The sequence below is a fragment of the Pseudomonas sp. EL_65y_Pfl1_R83 genome (assembly GCF_963970695.1).
Lineage (GTDB): Bacteria > Pseudomonadota > Gammaproteobacteria > Pseudomonadales > Pseudomonadaceae > Aquipseudomonas > Aquipseudomonas tritici.
This window is the reverse complement of the sequence record NZ_CAXAQI010000010.1, coordinates 119,815-141,200: the sequence shown is the minus strand read 5'-3', so window position 1 is coordinate 141,200 and position 21,386 is coordinate 119,815. Positions and strand designations below refer to the sequence as shown.

The following is a 21,386-nucleotide window of genomic DNA, read 5'->3' as shown; positions in this document are numbered from 1 at the left end:
CCATGACGTCCGCACTGTTTATTCCGGAACTGGGTCAGTTGGCGATGATCCTCGCCCTGTGCTTTGCCATCGTCCAGGCGGTGGTGCCATTGCTTGGCGCCTGGCGCGGTGACCGCCTGTGGATGAGCCTGGCGCAGCCGGCCGCCTGGGGCCAGTTCGCGTTCCTGCTGTTCGCGTTTGGCTGCCTGACCTACGCCTTCATGACCGACGACTTTTCCGTCGCCTATGTCGCCAATAACTCCAACAGCGCGCTGCCGTGGTACTACAAATTCAGCGCCGTGTGGGGCGCCCACGAAGGTTCGTTGCTGCTGTGGGCGTTGATCCTCGGCGGCTGGACCTTCGCCGTGTCGGTGTTCTCGCGCCAACTGCCGCAAGTGATGCTGGCGCGGGTGCTGGCGGTGATGGGCATGATCAGCATCGGTTTCCTGCTGTTCCTGATCATGACCTCCAACCCCTTTACGCGCATCTTGCCGCAGATCCCGGTGGACGGGCATGACCTCAACCCGCTGCTGCAAGACATCGGCCTGATCGTGCACCCGCCAATGCTTTACATGGGTTACGTGGGTTTCTCCGTGGCCTTCGCCTTCGCCATTGCCGCCTTGCTGGGCGGGCGTCTCGATGCCGCCTGGGCGCGCTGGTCGCGGCCGTGGACCATCGTCGCCTGGGCGTTTCTCGGCATCGGCATCACCCTCGGTTCGTGGTGGGCTTACTACGAACTTGGCTGGGGCGGCTGGTGGTTCTGGGACCCGGTGGAAAACGCCTCCTTCATGCCATGGCTGGTCGGCACGGCATTGATTCACTCGCTGGCCGTTACCGAAAAGCGTGGCGTGTTCAAGAGCTGGACCGTGTTGCTGGCCATCGCGGCGTTTTCCCTCAGCCTGCTCGGCACATTCCTTGTGCGTTCGGGCGTGCTGACGTCGGTGCACGCGTTTGCGTCCGACCCGGAGCGCGGCGTGTTCATCCTGATCTTCCTGCTGTTTGTGGTGGGCGGCTCACTCACGCTGTTCGCCCTGCGCGCCCCGGTGGTCAAGAGCCAGGTCGGCTTCAACCTGTGGTCGCGGGAAACGCTGCTGCTGGGTAATAACCTGGTGCTGGTGGTGGCCGCGTCGATGATCCTGCTCGGCACTCTGTATCCGCTGGTGCTGGATGCCCTCAGTGGCGCCAAACTGTCGGTCGGCCCGCCGTACTTCAACGCGCTGTTTATCCCTTTGATGGGCCTGTTGATGGTGGTGATGGCGGTAGGCATGCTGGTGCGCTGGAAAGACACACCGGTGAAATGGCTGGCCGGCATGCTGATGCCAGTGTTGCTCGGCAGCGTGGCCTTGGCGGTGATCGCCGGCTTCGCTTATGGCGACTTCAACTGGGCAGTGCTCGCGACCTTCCTGCTCGCTGCCTGGGTATTGCTGGCCGGCGTGCGTGACATCTTCGACAAGACCCGCCACAAGGGCCTGCTCAAAGGCTTGCCGACGCTCACCCGCAGCTACTGGGGCATGCAGATCGCCCACATCGGTATCGCCGTCTGCGCCCTGGGCGTGGTGCTTTCCAGCCAGAACAGCGCTGAGCGCGACCTGCGCCTGGCGCCCGGTGAGTCGATGGACCTGGCCGGTTACCACTTCATCTTCGAAGGCGCTAAGCACTTTGAAGGCCCGAACTTCACGTCAGACAAAGGCACTGTGCGCGTCGTCCGCAACGGCAAGGAAATCGCCGTGCTGCACCCGGAAAAACGCCTGTACACCGTGCAGAGTTCGATGATGACCGAAGCCGGGATCGACGCCGGTTTCACCCGCGACCTCTATGTGGCACTGGGTGAACCGCTGGGCGAGGGGGCCTGGGCGGTGCGCGTGCATGTGAAACCGTTCGTGCGCTGGATCTGGTTCGGCGGTTTGCTCACCGGTTTCGGTGGTTTGCTTGCCGCGCTGGACCGGCGTTATCGGGTCAAGGTCAAGAGCCGGGTGCGTGAAGCGCTCGGCCTGCAAGGAGCGGCGGTATGAAGCGTTGGTTGATGGTTGTGCCGCTGGCTTTGTTTTTGGTGGTGGCGGTGTTCCTTTACCGCGGCTTGTACCTGGACCCGGCCGAGTTGCCCTCGGCAATGATCGGCAAACCGTTCCCCGCGTTCAGCCTGCCGACGGTGCAGGGCGACAAGACCCTGACCCAGGCCGACCTGCTGGGCAAACCGGCATTGGTCAACGTGTGGGGCACCTGGTGCATCTCGTGCCGCGTCGAACACCCGGTGCTGAACACTCTGGCCGAGAAGGGCGTGGTGATCTACGGCATCAACTACAAGGACGACAACGCAGCGGCCTTGAAGTGGCTGGCCGAGTTCCACAACCCGTACCAGTTGGATATCCGTGATGAAGACGGCAACCTCGGCCTGAACCTTGGCGTGTACGGTGCCCCGGAAACCTTCTTCATCGATGCCAAGGGCGTCATCCGCGACAAATACGTGGGTGTGATCGATGAGGTGGTCTGGCGCGAACAATTGGCCGCCAAGTACCAGGCGCTGGTCGATGAGGCCAAGCCATGAAGCGCTTGTTAGCCGCCGCTGTTCTGGCGCTGGGATTGGCTGGCGTGGCCCACGCCGCCATCGACACCTACGAATTCGCCAACGACGCCGAGCGTGAGCGTTTCCGCGACCTCACCAAGGAACTGCGCTGCCCCAAATGCCAGAACCAGGACATCGCCGATTCCAACGCGCCCATCGCCACCGACCTGCGCAGAGAGATCTTCCGCATGCTGGGGGAGGGCAAGGATGACCAGCAGATCATCGACTTCATGGTCGACCGCTACGGTGATTTCGTGCGCTACAAACCGGCCCTTACCGGCAAGACCGCGTTGCTCTGGTTCGGCCCCGCCGGGCTGTTGCTGGCCGGCGTGGTGGTGATGGCCGTGATCGTGCGCCGCCGCCGCGCCGCGCCTACCGATGGTTCCGACGCGCTGTCCCCTGAAGAGCGTAAACGTCTCGACCAATTGCTGGACACCAAGACTGATGATTGATTTCTGGCTCGCAGCCGGCTTGCTGCTACTGATTGCCCTGAGTTTCCTGTTGATCCCTGTGTTGCGTGGCCGCCGTGCCCAGCGTGAAGAGGACCGCACCGCGCTGAACGTGGCGCTGTATCAGGAGCGCGTCGCCGAGCTGCAAGTGCAGCAGGACGAAGGCGTGCTGAATGCCGCGCAACTCGACAGCGGCCGTGCCGAGGCTGCTCGCGAATTGCTGGCTGACACCGAAGGCGTGGAAAAGCCTCGCGAATCGCGTTTGGGCAAACCGCTGCCATTTCTGGCCGCCTTATTGGTGCCTGTCCTGGGCGTTGCGCTGTACCTGCATTACGGCGCGAGCGACAAGGTCGAACTGACCCGCGAATTCTCCCAGCCGCCGGTGTCCATGGAAGACATGACCCAGCGCCTGGAACGCGCCGCCGCCGCCCAGCCGGACTCTGCGCAAGGCTTGTACTTCCTCGGTCGCGCCTACATGGCCCAGGACCGCTCGGCCGATGCAGCCAAAGTCTTCGAACGCACTGTGGCGTTGGCTGGCCGCCAGCCGGAACTGCTCGGGCAGTGGGCTCAGGCTCAGTACTTTGCCGACAATAAACAGTGGTCGCCGAAGGTCCAGGCGCTAACTGACGAAGCGTTGAAGCTTGACCCGAAGGAAGTCACCAGCCTTGGCCTGCTGGGTATCGCGGCGTTTGAAGGCCAGCGTTATCAGGAAGCGATCGATTACTGGAACCGTCTGCTGGCGCAACTGCCGCCGGGAGACAATTCCCGTGCGGCGCTGCAAGGCGGCATCGACCTTGCGGCCGAGAAGCTGAAAGAGAGCGGCGGCACCGTCGCCCCTCAAAAAACCGTGATGAAAGTCCGGGTGGACGTGTCCGCCGAGGTGAAGGCCAAGGCGCTGCCAACCGACAGCGTATTCATCTTCGCCCGCGCCGTGAAAGGTCCGCCGGCACCGTTGGCAGCCAAGCGCGTCACCGTCGCCGAACTGCCGATCACCGTCGAACTGGGCGATGCCGACGCGATGATGCCGCAGTTGAAACTGTCGAACTTCCCTGAAGTCCAACTGGTTGCGCGCATATCCCGGGCAGGTCTTCCGACCGCTGGCGAGTGGATCGGCCGCAGCCAACCCCTGGGCAGCAGCACCACTGCGCTGCAGCAGCTGACCATCGACAGTCCGGATAAGTAAACTTGAGGAAACGCCTATGACCGCACTCGCACGCATCACCCTGCTCAGCCTGGTATTGGGCCTGAGCGCTTGTGCGGTCCACCGGCCACCTCCTGCGCCTACCGGCCCGACCATCCCACCGTCGGGCCCGTCTACCCAGCCAGGCACCAAACCCTCCGGTCCGGTGACCCCGCCGCCGAAGCCAGTGCCAACCCAATCGCCAACCTTCGCACCACCTCCAGGCGCCGCCAGCCACTGGGACGGCAAGATGCAGGTGTATGTGCTGGAAGAGCAGCCCGACACCTTCTACCGCCAGCGCACGTATTACCGCTGGAGCAACGGCTGGAGCCGCTCCATCAGCCCGAACGGGCCGTGGGAAGAGACCGACGTGCAGGGCGTGCCGCCGGGGTTGAGCAAGCACTACGCGCAATGACAACAGGCGACCTTCGGGTCGCCTTTTTTTGATCGCTCCCACGCTCCGCGTGGTAACGCATCCCGTGACGCTCTGCGTCACCTCGCGCAAGGCTCAAGCCCTACGCCAACTTAAGGACGCAGAGCGTCCCAGGCGGCATTCCCACGCAGAGCATGGGAACAATCATTTCAGGCCGTCAGGCCACGGGACACTCCCGATTCAGCGCCTCGTCCACCAATAACTGCGCGATCTCGATCATCTGCACCACCGCCAACACCTGTTTACGGCCCGAGCCCTCCAGATGCTCGGCGCAGTCGTACGCACAGACAGTCGCCGATTCAAGCACCTCGCTGGCATTACTCAGAGCAGCTTCGGTGCTGAGGCCGGGGCGGACGGTGAAGATTACGTTGGGGGGTGTTTTTTTGGTGGGGGGCACCCGAAGTGGATGGCGCGGGGTTAGGCGTGACTTTTTTCATGGCGAAGCTCCTATGAATGAGCCCCTCCATCTCGCTACCACACCCGTTCGCTGATTTTGCAGCGCCCAGCGAAGAGAAGCGGCGAGGTTGATCGGACGCAACCCGAAATCTGTGTAGGGCAGGTCCTAACGATGGCTCAGCGCTTCCATCTAGTGCGCTACTGTCATAACAACGAAATACCAGATGGCGAACGGGTCGCACTCGGGTAAGGTGGCCGCCGCCGGCCCACTGACCGGGGACCGGCGACCAGCAAAGAGGGTGTGTTGATGGCAGGCAGGTTGATCTATCTCATCGGACCATCGGGTTCGGGCAAGGACAGCCTGTTGGATGCCGCACGACCGCGTTTGGTCGAGCGCGGTTGCCGCATCGTGCGCCGCGTCATCACCCGTTCGGCGGAAGCGGTGGGCGAGGCCGCGAAAGGTGTTAGCCCGGCGCAATTTGCAGCGCTGGAAGCGGCGGGCGCGTTTGCGTTGAGTTGGCAGGCGAATGGGTTGTGCTATGGCATTCCCAAGGAGATTGACGACTGGCTGGCCGCAGGCGAAGACGTACTGGTCAACGGCTCCCGTGCTCACTTGGCGCAAACCCGTGAGCGCTATCCCACCTTGCTGGTGTTGCTGCTGACGGTTGATCAAGCCATATTGCGCCAGCGGTTGGTCGCGCGGGGGCGTGAAGCTCTGGCAGATATCGAAGCGCGCCTGGCGCGCAATGCGCAATTCACTGCCGAACTGATTGCCGGCAATGGCTCAGGGTTGTTCGTGCTGGATAACTCCGGCCCGTTGGAGCATACGGTCGAGCGCTTGCTGTGCTGCCTGGATCATGGCCATTCGGCATGCGCATGACCGAGCTGGCTTGCCAGCGAAGATGTTGCGGATACATCGCTGGTAGTGACCCGACAGCCCGCTCACTACATTCAGGTTTCTATTCCGAATCGGCTAGCCAGTGCCTTTCGTCCCTTGGGCGTCAAGCCGAGTGCCCGGGTATCCAGGTCCTGTGTCACCCATTCCCGGCGGATCACGCTTTGGAGCAATGCCGCACCCAATGCTCCCGCCAAATGCGGACGGCGCATGCTCCAGTCCAGGCAGGCACAGGCAAAATGCCGGCGCTGTGAACGCAGTGCGACGACATCCACCCCGAGGTCGATCATGGCTTTTTCACCTGTCAGGCTGAGCTGGTAAGTACCCTCGCCAATCAGCCAGCCCGCTGCGATGAAATGGTCATGTAGCTGCACCGCCAGCGTGCCGGCCATGTGGTCGTAACAGGTGCGCGCGAACTGCAAGCGGGTGGGTGTGCTCGGCACAAAGGCGTTGGCGCTGTGGCGGCTGATGACCATCAACCCTTCGATGGCCTGGGCGATGTGCGGGCCTGTCAGGCTGTAGTAACGGTGGCGCCCCTGGGTGTGCAACATGATCAGGCCCTGGTCCTTGAGCCTGGCCAAGTGGGCGCTGGCGGTGGAGGTACTCACTTCAGCGATCACTGCCATTTCGGTGCTGGTGCGCGCATGGCCGTCCATCAACGCGCAGAGCATTTTCGTACGCGCAGGTTCTGCAATCGCGCCGGCGATTTGCGAGAGGGCGGCGTCAGGGTCGTGGCCGTTCATATTTCGTTCCTGAGCGAATCGTTACCGTGCGGGGTGGCTGATAGTACCGATTCTTTTAGAACAGGACGTGCCGAATGACACCGCTGCAAGCTGCGACCCATGCTGACCCTTATGATTACTACGCTCGCTTGCGGCGCAATGCCGGCCTGCTGTTCGATGCCGACCTCGGGCTGTGGATAGCCAGTTGCGCGAAGACGGTCGAGGCCGTTTTGGCGCATCCTGACTGCTGCGTACGCCCGCTGCATGAGCCGGTTCCGCCCGCGATTGCACAACGAGTGGCGGGCCAGGTATTTGCTCGGCTGATGCGCATGAATGAAGGCGTGGCCCATCGCTGCCCGAGAGCGGTGATGGAGCCTGCGTTGGCCGCTTTGGATGCGCAACGTATAGCCCTCGACGTGGAGCAGCTCAGTGCCGGCATGAACAATCTGGATGCGTGGATGTTCACCTTGCCGGTATCGGTGGTTGCACGTCTGCTGGGCTTGCCTGATGAGCAGTTGCAGATCGTTGCCGGCCTGACGCGGGACTTCGTGGCCTGCCTGTCGCCGTTGAGCAACGAAGCCCAACTGCGCAACGCCGATGCCGGGGCATCACAGCTGCGGCAGATGTTCAGCGGGGTGCTTGAGCAAACGGTGTTGTTGTCATCTATCCGCGCGGGCGATTGGAAAGACGCCGAGGTGATGTCTGCCAACCTGATTGGGTTGTTGTCGCAGACCTGTGAAGCAACCGCTGGCCTGATTGGTAATTCGCTGGTGTTACTTTCGCGACGACCTGACTTGGTTGAACGGGTTAAGCGTGAGCCCACACTGGCGATCGCACTGGTGCAAGAAGTGGCGCGCTTCGACTCGCCCGTGCAGAACACGCGGCGATTCGTGGCACGGCGCTGCACGATTGGCCGTTGGGTACTGGAGGCGGGGGACACTGTTTTAGTCCTGTTGGCGTCCGCCAACCGCGACAGCGATGCACATTCGCAGCCCGATAGCTTTGTGCTTGAACGCCCGCAGCGACGGCTGTTCAGTTTTGGCTTGGGGCGCCACCAGTGCCCAGGCCAGACGCTCGCGCTGACTATTGCCGCGCAGGCCATTGTGCAATTGCTGCGTCGTCAGCCGGCCGTGCTCGAGCACGCTTGCCAGCAAGGCTACTGGCCGTCCCTCAATGGCCGTATCCCCAGGTTCAACGCCGCGCCGGTTAGCTCGTAAAGCTGGCTTTCAACATCCCGCAAAACAACCGCCAGTCAGCCTTCCGTATTTTGTGCTTGAGTAAAGATAACTCTAGGGTTATTTATTCAGGCCAAGCCAACGAGGCTGAAGTGCAAAGCCGGTTATTGATCAAGGAACTGCAAGAGGCAGGTTGGGTGTTGGATCGGGTCACGGGCAGTCATCCTATTTTTACCCATCGCTATAACCCGTACACGATTCCAGTACCTCATCCGAAAAAGGACCTGCCGCTGGGCACCGTCACAAGCATCAGGAAACGCGCAGGCTTGTTTCAGTTTTAAGGAGAGCATTCATGCAATACCCAATCTGTATCGAATGGGGCGATGACTTCACCGCCACCGGTGTCCAGATCCCCGATATTCCAGGTGCAGTCACCGCCGGGGACCGTTTTGAAGAGGCCTACAACGCCGCTGTGGAAGTGGCCCACATCCTGTTGCAGGAGATCGCCGCAGAGGGCGGGCCGATACCGATGCCAACGTCGGTGGCCAACTATCACGCGCACGACGACTACGTCGGAATGGGCTGGGGGATGTTGGAGTTGGACATCTCGCCCTATCTGGGCAAGACCGAAAAGGTCAATGTGACTTTGCCAGGTTATGTCATCCAGCGCATCGACCGGTATGTGCGTGAGCATAAGGTCAAGAGTCGTTCTTCCTTCCTGGCAGATGCTGCGCTTGAGAAGCTGGTGCGGTCCTGAGGAAGGGTTAATGGATGTGTCCTGAGCGCTGGAAAAACGGCGTACTTGAGCAAGCATTGGTTATTTAGATTTTGTTTTTCTCTTGCAAAAACAACTCGATATCGCCCAGGCATTTGTGTTGTTGAGTGTTTAAATTGCAAAGGAATCTCTGGGTGTATCGCCTTGTGTTTCGGGGCTTACAGGTGTTGCGGTTAGAATCAAAACTGCGTTGGTATCAGATTTTTCAACGTGCGAATTTACCTCTGGAGTGGTTGGCCGACGATCCGTTGACCGGCCCTATTTATTCAAACCAAAGGCGCCGCACAATGAATAATTATGAACTGCGTAGAGTTATTCCTCTTCACAACCTGCCGGTATCGGACCCCGGCCCGTTTGGTGCGGGGGCTGGAAGCAAGCCGTCTTACGCCACGGACCAGGCAGCCAAACACATCACGCGGGACAACCTGCGATTTCATGACCGTAATGGCGACTCGAAGGTCGACGTGAATTACACGGTGGACAACAGTTTCACTAAACCACAGCAGCAACGCGTCCGCCAGGCGGTGCAGTCCTGGCAGGACGTAGCCAATATTAATTTTCGTGAGCAGTCAGGCAACTCGGACGGCACGCTCAATATCCGCAATAACCCTCGCGGTGATCGCGGGGTTGCCACATTTCCCGGTCGCTCCACTTCCAACACATCTGCCACGATCGGCACGCTTAGAGAGAGCGGGTCACCGGCATTGGGCAGTCACTTTTCGGTCACTGCGATCCATGAGGTGGGCCACGCCATTGGCCTGCACCATCCGGGGAACTACAACGGTGGTGGCTCCAATTACCAGAACGGCGCGGTCTACGCCGAGGACACAAAGGCGCGCACGGTGATGAGTTATTGGTCGGAGAAGAATCAGAAGGGGCACGACTTCAAGGGGCAGAACCCCTCTGCGCCGATGATGGACGATATCGCGGCGGCGCAACGCTTGTACGGGGCCAACCACCAAGCCCGTAACACCGACACCACCTATGGCTTCAATTCCAATACCGAGCGGGAGGCGATGAGTCTCAATAGGGCCACGGACAAACCCGTGTTCTGTGTCTGGGACGGTGGTGGTGTCGACACGCTGGATTTCTCCGGGTTTTCCCAGGACCAGAACATCAACCTGAATGCCGAATCGTTTTCTGACATAGGTGGGTTGAAGGGCAATGTGTCCATTGCCAAGGGCTGCACGATTGAACACGCGATTGGCGGCTCTGGCGGGGACACGATATCGGGGAATGAAGCCGGTAATCGGCTCAAGGGGGGTGGGAAGGGCGACACCCTGAGAGGCGGTGGCGGCGCAGACACCTTTGTCTACGACAAGGCCGGCGACTCCACGCCATCCGACCCAGACATGATCGAGGACTTCACCAGCGGCACCGATAAGATCGACGTTTCGGGCGCCATGAAGGACGCGGGTGTGGGGGGGCTGGTTTTTACTGACCGGTTCACCGGGCGAGCGGGTGAGGCGATGCTCAAGCATGACCCCAGTACCGGCCTCTCAAGCCTGGCTATTGACCTGAAAGGCACGGGCAACGCGGACCTGGTAGTCAAGAGCAAAGGGGAGATCAAGTCAGGCGACGTGCAGGGGGGCGGCGAGACACCTAAAGTCCAGCCTTTACCTACGCCGACGCCTGCCCCTGCACCCACCTCGTTGCAGGATAAGACACTGGAAGGCGCCTCAGGCTTGATCCAAATGTTTGCCATCACCCTGTTAGCGTTTTTCGCGCAGTTGATAAGCCTGATAAGGTCGCCGTCCGGCCAGGCATCCGCGGGGAAAAACCAGCCTTAAATCCGTCACTCAAGCGATGGCGGCCGTGGCCTGACGCGAAGCGCTGAGGAACCGCAACAGCGCCAGCAGCGCAAACGCGCTGCCCACCAGCATCACGCCCAGCCAGCCGCCGTGTTCATACACGCTGCTGGCAATCGCCGAGCCGAAGGCGCCGCCGATGAAGATGCTGGTCATGTACAGCGCGTTCAGTCGGCTGCGGCTGTTGGCGTCGAGGGCGTAGATGGCGCGTTGGCCAAGCACCATGTTCATCTGCACGCAGAAGTCCAGGACCACGCCGGTCACGGCCAGGCCGATGACGCTGTACAACGGATGTACGAAGGCTGGCAGGAAGCTCAGCGCGGCAAACAGCATGGCCAGCAACGAAGCACGGTGGGTATGGCCGGCGTCGGCCAGGCGACCTGCGATAGGCGCGGCGATGGCACCCAGGGCACCGACCAAGGCAAACAGCGCGATTTGACTTTGGCTCAGGCCGTGGTTGCGTGCCAGCTCCAGTGGGGCGGCGGTCCAGAACAGGCTGAAGGTGGCGAACATGCAGCCCTGGTAGAACGCCCGTTGGCGCAGTACCGGTTGCTGACGCAGCAAGGTGCCCAAAGAACCCAGCAATTGGCCATAGCTGGCGGAGTGATCCGGCTGACGTTTAGGAATGGTCAGCATCAGCACCACGCTGATAAATGCCATCAACGCGGCCGCCGCCATGAACATTGCGCGCCAGCCAAAGTGATCCGCGACCACGCTGGACACCGGTCGGGCCAGCAGGATACCCAGCAACAGGCCACCCATGATGCTGCCGACTACACGGCCACGGGACTCGGCGGGCGCCAGGTGCGCGGCCAGCGGGATCAGGATCTGCACCGACACCGAACTGAAGCCGATCAGCAGCGACACCAGCAAAAACAGGTTGGGTTGTTCGGTGTACGCTGCCCCCAGCAGGCTGGCGATAGCGAGCACGGTAGTGGCGATCATCAGCTTGCGGTTTTCCAGCAGGTCGCCCAGGGGCACCAGGAAAAACAAGCCAAGGGCGTAGCCGATTTGCGTCAGCGATACGATCAGGCTGGCCATGGCAGGCGTGAGGCCGATGTCCGGCGCGATCAGTTCGATGATCGGTTGCGCGTAGTAGATGTTGGCGACGATGGCGCCGCAGCAAAACGCAAACAGCATCACCATGCTCCGGGTCATGGTGCTTTTAGCGTGGGAAGTAGCGTTCATGGTGTTCTCATAACAGCGAAGGAAGTGGAGCGAGCCTAAAGACAACACCGTAGCCTGGGTAGGCTGGTGGCAGTGATAACACTCATGCTCGGTAATGATGAGTGAATCGTTAACTTTCTGTGCGAAGGGGAATGATACATTCAGAAACAACCGCCGAAACAGGAAATCCATTGCGATGAAGATCACGTTGAACAAGATGCTCCTGGCTTCCACGCTGGCCGCCGCTATGGCCGTAGGGCTGGCCCAGGCTGCCGAGGCCCCGCGCGTGGGCGTGCGCGGCGCCATCACCGCCATAGACGGCGATACGATGCACGTCAAGGTCAACAGCGGCGAAGACGTCACGGTGCATTTGACACAGGCCACTCAGGTACGCGCCGTCACCCTGGCCAGGATCGACGAGATCAAGCCTGGCAGTTACATCGGTTCGGCGGCCATGCCCAATGCTGATGGCACGTTGACTGCGCTTGAAGTGCATGTGTTCCCACCGGCCATGGCCGGTACGGGCGACGGGCACCGCGCGTTTGATTTGAAAGAAGGCAGCAGCATGACCAACGGTACCGTTGGCGACTTGGTGGTCAGCAACGGCCGTACCCTGACCGTGAAGTACAAAGGCGGCGAGAAGAAGATCGTGGTGCCGGAGGGTGTGCCGATCGTCAACCTGGAAGCAGGCGATCGCAGCTTGCTCAAGGCGGGGGTGAAGGTGGTGTTGTTTGCGGCGCAGGGGGCGGATGGGACGGTCACTGCCCAGGCCATCTCGGCCGGCAAAGATGGCGTAACACCCCCTATGTAGTTGGCTTTTTCATATAGGCTGGTTCCGACGCAGTTACAGGACTTGTCTGGCAAGGCCGCAGGGGCTGCCTGTCGTAGATTCGACGCATGCACGCTCGCAGGCTGAATCAAGACAGGAACCTCACTATGCGGATTATCCAGATGTTGATGCTTTGCCTGCTCATACCGGTCATCACAGTCGCCGCTGAAAAACAGCTCGAAACGATCACTCACACGGTTTACGTCGAGCGGATGGCCGCGGCTACCGCATCCGCCTGGCCGAGGCTGGCGACAATGGAGCGCCTGAAAGGCCAGACCGGATTTTATGCCCAAGCGCAGATTCTGGTGTACGACGGCGTTTCGGCCTGGTTGATCGATGCAAACGGTTATCGGGCGATTGCGGCGGGACCTGTACACGCGCTTGGTTTTTCGTCGGATTACAAATCCTTCAAGGAACTGCTGTGGGAAGGGCAACCCACCGTCTATATGGGCCTGGGTAAAACCTTGCCGGAGGTTGAAGCGCGCAACATACTCAACAACCCCGGCGCAGTACCAGCATTGTTTGCACTGGCAACCCATGAAGCCTTTCATTTCTTTGGCCAGGCCGGTTGGCAATTGATTTCGGGCTCGCGCGCCGGGCGCTATCCTCTTCAGGCCCAGCCCAGGCAGTACCGGCAACACGTGATCAACGCCTTACATGCGTCGCTGCAAGGTGATCCCCAGGCGTTGGGCAAGGCGCGCTATTGGCATGACCGTTGGCAGACCGAGTTTGCCCTGGAGGCTCAGGAAATTCGCTACTACGACATTCTCGAAGGCACCGCCGAATACATAGAAGGGCTTGCTCGGACTTTTGCGAGTGTTGCTGCAGATGAGCCTGAGGCCTGGGCGCAAGGCGTGATGGCACGCTTCCCGAGCGCTGCAGCCTTGTCTCTGGATGGCGAAAGCTACGCGTTGGGCGCATTGGCCATTTATATCCTGGACCGTCTGGACGCCAATGGGTGGCAGTCAATCATCGAGGGGCAAACTCCCGTCCAACGTTTGCTGGCGAACGTGAGGCAGAGCGTCGATGTGCCGGATGCAGCGCTGAATCGACGGATCGCCGAGGAGATTAGCGAGCGCAATCGGCACCTGGCGCAGGTCATTGATCCTGTCATTGCACAGTTGAACCACCCCGACACGGTACGCCTCATGGTCCCCATGAGCGCTGTGGCCGGGTCTATCAGCATGAGCGGCAGCTATCAGGTTGAAGAGGCGCCCGACGAGATGCTCGTGGATTTCTCGGCACAGTTCTCACCATCAAAAGGTCGTGTCACGTTTGATCGTGCCACGGTAGCACTGGCCGTCAGCGAGGCCTGCGGTGAGAAGAGTGGCTTTGTGGTGGTGCCCATCGCCGCGAGTGAGTTCCCAAATGGTCCGGCCGGGCGACTGCGGTTGAAGGGGGCTGGGTTTGAAGTCGATGCGCCGTTTCCCAGGAAGGGTACAGGCAGTGAGGGTGTGTGGTGTATCCCTGCATAAAGCAAAAGCCCCTGAAATCAGGGGCTTTTGAGCCAGGGCTTATTGACCGGAATATATCTGGTCAAACACCCCACCATCATTAAAGTGAGTCTTCTGCACGGTGCGCCAGTCACCAAAGGTCTTCTCCACCGACAGGAAGTCAACTGTCGGGAAGCGGTCGGTGTATTTGGCCAGCACTTTCGGATCACGTGGGCGCAGGTAATTGTTCGCCGCGATTTCCTGGCCCTCCGGCGACCACAGGTACTTCAAGTAGTCTTCGGCAGCCACGCGGGTGCCTTTCTTCTCGACCACCTTGTCGACCACCGACACCGGCGGCTCAGCTTCGGCAGAGACGCTTGGGTAGATCACTTCGAACTGATCACGACCGAATTCACGGGCGATCATTTCAGCTTCGTTCTCGAAGGTCACCAGCACGTCGCCGATCTGGTTGGTCATGAAGGTCGTGGTAGCAGCACGGCCCCCGGTGTCCAGCACAGGCGCCTGTTTGAACAGTTTGCCGACGAAGGCCTTGGCCTTCTCTTCATCACCGCCGTTTTTCAGCACATAACCCCAGGCCGACAGATAGGTGTAGCGGCCGTTACCCGATGTTTTCGGGTTGGGCACGATCACTTGCACGCCGTCCTTGAGCAGATCCGGCCAGTCTTTCAGGGCTTTCGGGTTGCCTTTGCGCACGATGAATACAGTGGCGGAGGTGAACGGTGCGCTGTTGTTCGGCAGGCGGGTGACCCAGTTGTCCGGCACCCATTTGCCGTTGTCTGCCAGGGCGTTGATGTCGGTGGCCATGTTCATGGTGATTACGTCAGCCGGCAGGCCGTCGATGACCGAGCGCGCTTGTTTGCTGGAACCGCCGAAGGACATCTGCAGGGTCAGCTTGTCGTTTGGGTGCTCGGCTTCCCAATGTTTCTGAAAGGCGGCGTTGTAGTCCTTGTAGAAATCGCGCATCACGTCGTAGGAGACGTTGAGCAGTGTGACCGGGGCAGCCTGTGCGGCGCCCGCCAGGACAAGACCGGCGGCCAGAAGAGAGGCGCTAACGAGTTTTTTCACTGCTCATTCCTTGTTGTTCGAGAAGGTTGCTGTGTGCGTGAGGGCATTTTGCCAGTGACTATAGCTGGCGTTGCATAGACGTTTAAAGATTAAAACGCACTTTGCTTATTCCACTTTACGAAAAAGATGACTCCCACACCGCGAGCAGAACGCCGCGTTGGGCTCATGGCTGTCTTTCTTGCACACCGGGCAGTCGGTCTGCAGCTGTTCGCCGCGCATGGCACTCGCCAGTTCGGCGGTGAAAATACCGGTAGGCACGGCGATGATCGAATAACCGGTGATCATCACCAGCGACGAAATCACCTGGCCCAGCGGCGTCGTCGGCACGATATCGCCAAAGCCCACGGTGGTCAGCGTCACGATGGCCCAGTAGATACCTTTGGGAATGCTGGTAAAGCCGTGTTCCGGACCTTCGATCACATACATCAAGGTGCCGAATACCGTGACCAGCGTGCACACGCTCACCAGGAACACCACGATCTTCTGCTTGCTGCCGCGCAGCGCCGCCATCAAGTAATTGGCCTGCTTGAGGTACGGGCTGAGCTTGAACACGCGGAAAATCCGCAGCATCCGGATGATGCGGATGATCAGCAGGTACTGCGCGTCGCTGTAATACAGCGCGAGGATGCCGGGCACGATGGCCAGCAGGTCCACCAGCCCATAAAAGCTGAAGGCATAGCGCAACGGTTTGGGCGAGCAATACAGCCGCAGCCCGTACTCGATCAGGAAGATGAGGGTAAACCCCCACTCGATATAGGCCAGCACGTCAGCGTAGTTCTGGTGGATCTGGTCGATGCTGTCGAGCATCACGATCACCAGGCTGGCGAGGATGACCAGCAGCAGAATGCCGTCAAAAAGCCGCCCGGCCTTGGTGTCACTTTGAAAAATTATGACGTAGAGCCGTTGGCGCCAATCGTTGTTGCTGTCCATAAATCCCGCCTGAAACTGATATTGGGCAAGCCTAGGGTGATTCGAAGGGACTGTCCATGCGGGGTTTGCGCAGCACGCGACTGCCTGCGCGCACCAGCCAGCAAGCAAGGATGAAGGGCGCGGTCAATGTGGGCAGGTGCAGGGCAGCAAAGCCCGGCGTGAGGAGGATCGCCAGCACGATGCCGAGCAGCGGCAGCCAGGGTTGGCGGCGCACTTGGCTCAGCGCCAGCGCTGCCAACGCAGGGTTGTAGCTGTGCAGGCTGAGGAGGGCGTTGGCGTGTTCGCCCAGCCAAAGCGCAATCAGCACGCCGACACTGGCGCCAATCAAGGCCCACACGGCGGCGCGGCGGTTGGCCAGCCACAGGCCCAGCGCAATCAGGCCTCCTGCGATGGGTTGGTCCAGCAGCATGATTTGGGCGAGCCCGATAAAAGGTGCCGTGAGGATGTTCAATGTGTCGGGTTCGCTCAGGGTAAACGTACTCTCCTGGACCGTGCCCAATAGCAGCCAACCCAGTACCACAAAAGGCGCGGTATATGCGGGCAAGTCATCGGGCTGGCTGGCGCGCTTCAACCATTGCCGGGTCAGGATCGCACTCAAGCCACCGCACGCCAGGATCAGCGGCGGCAACAAGGCCGACGAGGCGAAGTCATGGCTGATCAACACGCCCAGCAACACGCCGTTGTAGCTATAAAGGCCGGCCTGGCGCTCAGCCTTGGGATAGCCGCGGCGCTGAGCCGTGAGTAATCCCGCCACACCACCCAGCAACGCCCCGCCGAACAAGGCCGGCGCGCCGATCAGGATGGCCAGCAGGCACAGCAGGCCACACAGCGGCTGGCGCTGCAGGAAGATCTGGCTGAAACCGTTGAGCAGGGCTTCGGCCCAGTCTGGGCAGGTTTGGTTGCGCATTTGGTTAAGTCAGTTAGACCGAGTTGCCCCCTTACAGACGCTAAATCAACATCTCTATACGCAACGAGTTCGTCGACCCCGGCTGCCCAAACGGCACCCCCGCCGTAATCACCAAGGTATCTCCGCGCTGCGCCATGCCCTGCGCCTGGGCAATCTCCAGCGCCGTGGAACACACCTCATCCACTTGGCGCAGCCGATCATTCACCACCGAATGCACGCCCCACGCCACGCTCAACCGCCGCGCCGTGGACAGGTTCGGCGTGAGGTTGAGGATCGGCGCCACCGGCCGTTCCCGCGCCGCGCGCAAGCTGGAGCTGCCGGACTCGCTGTAGTTCACCAGCACCGCCACCGGCAGGATGCTGCTGATGCGGCGGATCGCGCAACTGATGGCGTCCGACACCGTGGCATCCGCCTTGGGCCGGCTGACATCCAGTTGGGTTTGGTAGTCCGGGCCGTTTTCCACTTGGCGGATGATCTTACTCATCATCTGCACGGCGTCCAGCGGGTACTCGCCGGACGCGGTTTCGGCCGACAGCATTACGGCGTCCGCCCCTTCGGCTACGGCATTGGCGACGTCCGTTACCTCGGCACGGGTCGGCGCCGGGGAGAAGCGCATGGATTCAAGCATCTGTGTGGCCACCACCACCGGTTTACCCAGTTGGCGGCAGGTGCTGATGATGTCTTTCTGGATCTGCGGCACGCTTTCTGCCGGCACCTCCACGCCGAGGTCGCCTCTGGCCACCATGATCGCGTCGCTGAGTTCGGCGATCTCCCTCAAGCGTTGCACGGCGGACGGCTTCTCGATCTTCGCCATCAGAAAGGCCTTGTCGCCGATCAACTCGCGGGCTTCGCGGATGTCTTCCGGGCGTTGCACGAATGACAGCGCCACCCAGTCCACGCCCAGCTCCAGGCCGAAGCTCAAATCGCACCGATCCTTGGCGGTCAGTGGGCTGAGCTCCAACAAGGCTTGTGGGACGTTGACACCTTTACGATCAGACAATTCGCCGCCATTCAGCACTGTGGTGTCGATGGCGTCGGTATGTTTGGTGATCACCCGCAGACGCAGCTTGCCGTCGTCCAGCAGCAGGTCCATGCCCGGTTCCAGCGCCGCGATGATTTCCGGGTGGGGCAGGTTGACCCGGCACTGATCACCCGGCGTCGGGTCCAGGTCCAGGCGCAAGGCCTGGCCGCGCACTAGTTGCACCTTGCCCTCGGCAAAACGCCCGACCCGCAGCTTCGGCCCTTGCAGGTCCATGAGGATGCCCAGCGGGTAATTCAACTGGCGTTCGACTTGGCGAATCCACTGGAAGCGCTGGGCGTGGTCGGCGTGATCGCCGTGGCTGAAATTGAGCCGGAAGATATTCACCCCGGCTTCCACCAGCTCGCGGATGTCATCGATACCGTCGGTGGCCGGGCCCAGGGTGGCGAGGATTTTGACCTTCTTGTCAGGCGTCATGGTTGGCAGTCTCAAGAATCAGGATGGCGCGCAAGTCGTTGACGTTGGTGCGCGTCGGCTCAGTGATGATTAAACCGTCGAGGGCGGCGAAGTAGCCGTAGCCATTGTTGTTGTCCAGCTCGTCGCTGGCTGACAGGCCGAGGGCTTCGGCGCGGGCATAGCTGCACGGGGTCATCAGGGCGCCGGCGTTGTCTTCAGAACCGTCAATGCCATCGGTGTCACCCGCCAAGGCGTACACACCGGGCAGGCCTTTGAGGTTGTCGGTAAGACTCAACAGGAATTCCGCGTTGCGCCCGCCACGGCCATTGCCGCGCACGGTGACGGTGGTTTCGCCGCCGGACAGGATCACGCACGGCGCTGCCAGTGGCTGGCCGTGCTGCACGATCTGCCGGGCGATACCGGCGTGCACCTTGGCCACGTCCCGCGCTTCGCCTTCGAGGTCGCCAAGGATCAACGGGCTGAAACCGGCTTGGCGGACTTTCACCGCGACCGCTTCGAGTGATTGCTGCGGGCGTGCGATCAACTGGAAATGGCTGCGGGCGAGCACCGGGTCACCGGGCTTGACGGTTTCCGAGGCTGGGTTCTGCAACCAACTGCGCACCGAGGCCGGGGCGTCGATGTTGTAGCGCTTGAGGATTGTCAGGGCTTGCTGCGACGTGCTGGGGTCACCGACCGTGGGGCCGGAGGCGATCACCGTGGCCTGGTCACCCGGCACATCGGAAATCGCGTAGGTGTAGACCGTCGCGGGCCATGCCGCTTTCGCCAGTCGGCCGCCCTTGATGGCCGAGAGGTGCTTGCGCACGCAGTTCATCTCGCCAATGGTCGCGCCGGATTTGAGCAGGGCTTTGTTGATGGCCTGCTTGTCGGCCAGGGTGATGCCTTCGGCGGGCAGGGCCAGCAACGCCGAGCCGCCGCCGGACAGCAGGAAGATCACGTGGTCGTCTTCGGACAGGTTGCTGATCAATTCAAGCACGCGCTTGGCTACCGCCAGACCGGCCGCATCGGGCACAGGGTGGGCGGCTTCGACCACTTCGATGTTCTTGCACGGCGCGCCGTGACCGTAGCGGGTGACCACAAGGCCGGTGACTTCGCCCTGCCAGCAGTTCTCGACCACGAGGGCCATGGCGGCGGCAGCCTTGCCGGCGCCGATCACGATCACACGGCCGCTGCGGTCGGTGGGCAGGTAGGGTTCAAGGACGTGCCGAGGGTGGGCGGCGTCGATAGCTGTGGCGAACAGCTGGCGAAGCAGGTGTTGCGGATCGACCGACATAAGCGGGCTCCCGGGGGATTCTTGTTATTAGAGTTTCAGCAAATTCGAGCATTGGAACGCGATCGAATGTGGGAGCGATGTGGGTTATTTATCGCGAATCGAAAAATTCGCCATATGCTCCAGGCCCTTGATCAGCGCCGAATGGTCCCAGTTACCGCCGCCAATCGCAGCGCAGGTACTGAACACCTGCTGCGTGCCAGCCGTGTTCGGCAGGTTGATCCCCAACTCCTTGGCACCGGCCAGCGCCAGGTTGAGGTCCTTCTGGTGCAGATTGATGCGGAAGCCCGGATCAAAGGTGCCCTTGATCATGCGTTCGCCATGCACTTCAAGGATCTTCGATGACGCAAAGCCACCCATCAGCGCTTCACGCACTTTGGCCGGGTCGGCGCCGTTCTTGGCGGCGAACAGCAGCGCTTCGGCCACCGCCTGGATGTTCAGCGCGACGATGATCTGGTTGGCGACCTTGGCGGTCTGTCCATCGCCATTGCCACCCACCAGGGTGATGTTCTTGCCCATGGCCTGGAACAACGGCAAGGCGCGTTCGAAGGTCTGTGGCTCGCCACCGATCATGATGCTCAGGGTGCCGGCCTTGGCGCCGACTTCACCACCGGACACCGGCGCGTCGAGGTACTGAGCGCCAGTTGCGTTGATCTTGGACGCGAAAGCCTTGGTCGCCGTGGGAGAGATCGAACTCATGTCGATCACCACCTTGTTGGGCGACAGGCCTGCGGCCACGCCGTCGGCGCGGAACAGTACGTCGTCGACCTGCGGGGTATCGGGCACCATCACGATGATGAACTCGGCTTCCTGCGCCACTTGCTGCGGGTTGGCCAGGGCCACGGCGCCGGCGTCGACGAGTGCTTGCGCAGCCTTGCCGTGGTGCTCGGACAGGAACAGTTGATGACCTGCTTTTTGCAGGTTGGCGGCCATGGGTTGGCCCATGATGCCGGTGCCGATAAATCCGATTTTAGCCATGAGAAAATCCTCTTGTTATTCGATAGGCAGGCCCAGCTCGGTCTGCCAAGCACCGAAGATCTACTGTGGAAGCTGGCTTGCCTGCGATGGCGATCGTTCAGTTACAGACTGATTGCCTGATACGCCGCTATCGCAGGCAAGCCAGCTCCCACATTGTTTAGTTTTGTGTCTGTTAGATCGCGTTGTGGGTCTTCAGCCAGCCCAAGCCCGCCTCGGTGGTGGTCAACGGCTTGTACTCACAGCCAACCCACCCCTGGTACCCAATCCGATCCAAATGTTCGAACAGAAAGCGGTAGTTGATCTCCCCAGTCCCCGGCTCATTGCGCCCAGGGTTGTCCGCCAGCTGGATGTGGTTGATCTCACCCAGGTACGCGGCCATGGTGCGGGCCAGGTCGCCTTCCATGATTTGCATGTGGTAGATGTCGTATTGCAGGAACAGGTTGGCGCTGCCCACTTGCTCGCGAATCGACAGGGCCTGCGCCGTGTTGTTCAGGTAGAAACCCGGTATGTCGCGGGTGTTGATCGCTTCCATCACCAGCTTGATGCCCACCGCTTGCAGCTTGTCGGCGGCGTACTTGAGGTTGGCGACAAAGGTTTTTTCCAGGGTTTCATCATCCACGCCTTGTGGCCGAATGCCCGCCAGGCAGTTGATCTGGGTATTGCCCAGCACCTCGGCATAGGCGATGGCCAGCTTGACGCCCGCACGGAACTCCTCGACCCGGTCCGGGTGGCACGCCAGGCCGCGTTCGCCCTTGGCCCAGTCGCCGGCCGGCAGGTTGAACAGCACTTGGGCCAGGTTATGGGCGTCGAGTTGCGCCTTGATTTCAGCGGAGCTGAATTCGTAGGGGAACAGGTACTCGACACCTTCGAAGCCAGCATCGGCGGCCGCTTTAAAGCGAGCAAGGAAGTCCTGTTCGGTAAACAGCATGGACAGGTTGGCGGCGAAACGCGGCATAAG

22 protein-coding genes are annotated in these 21,386 nt (G+C 61.0%); 12 read left to right on the top strand and 10 right to left on the bottom strand.

The window, feature by feature from the left end:
- The first annotated feature begins 2 nt into the window (after positions 1-2).
- The 5 genes from AACY08_RS16300 to AACY08_RS16280 are packed head-to-tail and all read left to right on the top strand — an operon-like array spanning position 3 to position 4,586.
- A complete protein-coding gene (locus AACY08_RS16300) occupies positions 3-1,991 on the top strand; it encodes a heme lyase CcmF/NrfE family subunit (protein ID WP_339436665.1) in 1,989 nt (662 codons plus the stop codon).
- Positions 1,988-2,524: a DsbE family thiol:disulfide interchange protein gene (locus AACY08_RS16295; RefSeq protein WP_339414715.1), complete on the top strand. Its 537-nt coding sequence runs from the start codon at positions 1,988-1,990 to the stop codon at positions 2,522-2,524. The genes AACY08_RS16300 and AACY08_RS16295 overlap by 4 nt, the downstream gene beginning before the upstream one ends.
- Positions 2,521-2,994 (top strand): cytochrome c-type biogenesis protein, encoded by a 474-nt coding sequence (locus tag AACY08_RS16290; protein WP_043050428.1) that lies wholly within the window; start codon positions 2,521-2,523, stop codon positions 2,992-2,994. The genes AACY08_RS16295 and AACY08_RS16290 overlap by 4 nt, the downstream gene beginning before the upstream one ends.
- A complete protein-coding gene (ccmI, locus tag AACY08_RS16285; protein WP_339470385.1) occupies positions 2,987-4,174 on the top strand; it encodes a c-type cytochrome biogenesis protein CcmI in 1,188 nt (395 codons plus the stop codon). The genes AACY08_RS16290 and ccmI overlap by 8 nt, the downstream gene beginning before the upstream one ends.
- Before the next feature lie 16 nt (positions 4,175-4,190).
- A complete protein-coding gene (locus AACY08_RS16280) occupies positions 4,191-4,586 on the top strand; it encodes a hypothetical protein (protein ID WP_339470383.1) in 396 nt (131 codons plus the stop codon).
- 175 nt (positions 4,587-4,761) lie between these two features.
- Here the strand turns inward: AACY08_RS16280 and AACY08_RS16275 are convergent, their stop codons facing one another.
- Positions 4,762-4,911, bottom strand: coding sequence for a DUF6124 family protein (locus tag AACY08_RS16275; protein WP_339470381.1), 150 nt, complete (start codon positions 4,909-4,911; stop codon positions 4,762-4,764).
- Positions 4,912-5,307: 396 nt separating this feature from the next.
- Between AACY08_RS16275 and phnN the strand changes: the two genes are divergently transcribed.
- Positions 5,308-5,880 carry a phosphonate metabolism protein/1,5-bisphosphokinase (PRPP-forming) PhnN gene (gene phnN / locus AACY08_RS16270; protein WP_339470378.1) on the top strand — a complete coding sequence of 191 codons (573 nt, stop codon included), beginning with the start codon at positions 5,308-5,310 and terminating at the stop codon, positions 5,878-5,880.
- Between the two features lie 71 nt (positions 5,881-5,951).
- Here phnN and AACY08_RS16265 read toward each other — a convergent pair whose 3' ends face one another.
- Positions 5,952-6,638: an ArsR/SmtB family transcription factor gene (locus tag AACY08_RS16265; RefSeq protein WP_339470376.1), complete on the bottom strand. Its 687-nt coding sequence runs from the start codon at positions 6,636-6,638 to the stop codon at positions 5,952-5,954.
- A 74-nt stretch (positions 6,639-6,712) separates the two neighbouring features.
- Between AACY08_RS16265 and AACY08_RS16260 the strand changes: the two genes are divergently transcribed.
- From AACY08_RS16260 to AACY08_RS16245, 4 genes are all read left to right on the top strand, one after another.
- The gene (locus AACY08_RS16260; RefSeq protein ID WP_339470375.1) at positions 6,713-7,834 is read left to right on the top strand and encodes a cytochrome P450; all 1,122 of its coding nucleotides are present in this window, start codon (positions 6,713-6,715) and stop codon (positions 7,832-7,834) included.
- Between the two features lie 110 nt (positions 7,835-7,944).
- Positions 7,945-8,133, top strand: coding sequence for a type II toxin-antitoxin system HicA family toxin (locus AACY08_RS16255; protein ID WP_339414707.1), 189 nt, complete (start codon positions 7,945-7,947; stop codon positions 8,131-8,133).
- An 11-nt stretch (positions 8,134-8,144) separates the two neighbouring features.
- Positions 8,145-8,549 (top strand): type II toxin-antitoxin system HicB family antitoxin, encoded by a 405-nt coding sequence (locus tag AACY08_RS16250; RefSeq protein WP_339470374.1) that lies wholly within the window; start codon positions 8,145-8,147, stop codon positions 8,547-8,549.
- A 305-nt stretch (positions 8,550-8,854) separates the two neighbouring features.
- A complete protein-coding gene (locus AACY08_RS16245) occupies positions 8,855-10,357 on the top strand; it encodes a M10 family metallopeptidase C-terminal domain-containing protein (RefSeq protein ID WP_339470373.1) in 1,503 nt (500 codons plus the stop codon).
- Between the two features lie 9 nt (positions 10,358-10,366).
- Here the strand turns inward: AACY08_RS16245 and AACY08_RS16240 are convergent, their stop codons facing one another.
- On the bottom strand, positions 10,367-11,563 hold the full coding sequence (locus AACY08_RS16240) for an MFS transporter (RefSeq protein WP_339470372.1): 1,197 nt from the start codon (positions 11,561-11,563) through the stop codon (positions 10,367-10,369).
- A gap of 175 nt (positions 11,564-11,738) precedes the next feature.
- Between AACY08_RS16240 and AACY08_RS16235 the strand changes: the two genes are divergently transcribed.
- Both AACY08_RS16235 and AACY08_RS16230 read left to right on the top strand, forming a co-directional pair.
- A complete protein-coding gene (locus AACY08_RS16235; RefSeq protein ID WP_339436670.1) occupies positions 11,739-12,353 on the top strand; it encodes a DUF5666 domain-containing protein in 615 nt (204 codons plus the stop codon).
- Positions 12,354-12,478: 125 nt separating this feature from the next.
- Positions 12,479-13,846 (top strand): hypothetical protein, encoded by a 1,368-nt coding sequence (locus AACY08_RS16230; RefSeq protein ID WP_339470371.1) that lies wholly within the window; start codon positions 12,479-12,481, stop codon positions 13,844-13,846.
- A 39-nt stretch (positions 13,847-13,885) separates the two neighbouring features.
- On the opposite strand, the gene AACY08_RS16225 is transcribed toward AACY08_RS16230, so the two are convergent.
- From AACY08_RS16225 to hyi, 7 genes are all read right to left on the bottom strand, one after another.
- Complete coding sequence (locus AACY08_RS16225) at positions 13,886-14,890, bottom strand: sulfate ABC transporter substrate-binding protein (RefSeq protein WP_339414700.1); 1,005 nt, start codon at positions 14,888-14,890, stop codon at positions 13,886-13,888.
- Positions 14,891-14,995: 105 nt separating this feature from the next.
- Entirely contained in the window at positions 14,996-15,820 is an 825-nt protein-coding gene (locus tag AACY08_RS16220; protein ID WP_339470370.1) for an ion transporter, read from the bottom strand.
- A gap of 31 nt (positions 15,821-15,851) precedes the next feature.
- Positions 15,852-16,727: an urea transporter gene (locus AACY08_RS16215; protein WP_339470369.1), complete on the bottom strand. Its 876-nt coding sequence runs from the start codon at positions 16,725-16,727 to the stop codon at positions 15,852-15,854.
- Positions 16,728-16,767: 40 nt separating this feature from the next.
- Positions 16,768-18,183, bottom strand: coding sequence for a pyruvate kinase (gene pyk / locus AACY08_RS16210; RefSeq protein WP_339470368.1), 1,416 nt, complete (start codon positions 18,181-18,183; stop codon positions 16,768-16,770).
- Positions 18,173-19,453, bottom strand: coding sequence for a glycerate kinase type-2 family protein (locus tag AACY08_RS16205; protein WP_339470367.1), 1,281 nt, complete (start codon positions 19,451-19,453; stop codon positions 18,173-18,175). Before AACY08_RS16205 ends, pyk begins: the two co-directional genes overlap by 11 nt.
- Positions 19,454-19,537: 84 nt before the next feature.
- Positions 19,538-20,428: a 2-hydroxy-3-oxopropionate reductase gene (locus AACY08_RS16200; protein WP_339470366.1), complete on the bottom strand. Its 891-nt coding sequence runs from the start codon at positions 20,426-20,428 to the stop codon at positions 19,538-19,540.
- 172 nt (positions 20,429-20,600) lie between these two features.
- Positions 20,601-21,383 carry a hydroxypyruvate isomerase gene (gene hyi / locus AACY08_RS16195; RefSeq protein ID WP_339470364.1) on the bottom strand — a complete coding sequence of 261 codons (783 nt, stop codon included), beginning with the start codon at positions 21,381-21,383 and terminating at the stop codon, positions 20,601-20,603.
- Between the last annotated feature and the right edge of the window lie 3 nt (positions 21,384-21,386).